The 886-nt window shown below is 60.5% G+C and carries 1 protein-coding gene; it reads right to left on the bottom strand.

Features of this window, described 5'->3' with window-relative positions:
• Positions 1-13: 13 nt before the first annotated feature.
• The coding region (locus PQQ96_RS42095) for an ISAs1 family transposase (protein WP_408303337.1) at positions 14-886 on the bottom strand (873 nt) is incomplete at its 5' end.

Raw genomic sequence — 886 nt, 5'->3', positions numbered from 1 at the left:
CAGGGCCGGAGCATCAAATTCTCGTCAGTGGCGTGAGCTGGAGTAACTCGAATAAGTAGTCGGGATTCCAGCCCGCGACCTTGCGACGTGCGGCGATGCTGCGCTTTTTCTTGCCGGATTCGGGTCGCATGCGCAGCAGATTCAAAGTGATGCGGCGCAAGGTGGCAAAATTGGCCGTCGCATTGCGCAGGCGCACGGTGCTGGCGTCCTCGCGGAAAGTCACGTCAAGGCAATGATGCAAGCCATTCTCGATGGCCCAGTGCATGCGACTGGCCTCAAGCAAGTATCTGGCGTCGGGTGCGGCGGAACTGATCAGGTACTGCGTCTGTGAACTGACCTGGCCCGCGATCTCGCGCGTGCGCTCAATGCGCACCAGGCTCTTAAGCTTGGGCCAGCGATGCAGTTCGCTGAGATAGTCCGGCGCCGCCACTGCGACGCAGTGGCGGGTTTCAAGGCGACCATGTCCTTTATCCAGTGTCTCGGAGATCGATGGATTCATGTGCGCCCAATCGTGGGCTTTGCCGGTTCGCATATAGTCTTCAACGGCTTGAGCCAGACCGGGTTGATTGTCCTTTGCGACCAGCAGGTAGTCGCCGCCGCGCTCGGTGATCGCTTGCGCGATGGCCACCTGAGTACCCATTGCATCGATGGTCACCAGGCTACCCTGAAGGGAGAGGACTGGCAGCAGAGCTTCAATGGCGGTGATCTCGTTCGACTTTTCCTCGCAACGCTGCTGCGCCAGCACCAGGCCACTCAGGCTCGCGTAGGCCGTCACGCTATGCAAGGCACGCACGCCCTTGGCACTCGAGCCCGAGCCACGCACACTCTTGCCGTCGATCGCGATGACCGAATGCAGGTCCGGACACACCTGACCTACCCAATTCAG

Origin of the sequence: Paraburkholderia sediminicola (assembly GCF_046027825.1) — a bacterium.
Taxonomy (GTDB): domain Bacteria; phylum Pseudomonadota; class Gammaproteobacteria; order Burkholderiales; family Burkholderiaceae; genus Paraburkholderia; species Paraburkholderia sediminicola_D.
Note: the sequence above shows the minus strand (reverse complement) of the source record. Positions and strands in the feature narration are given on the sequence as shown.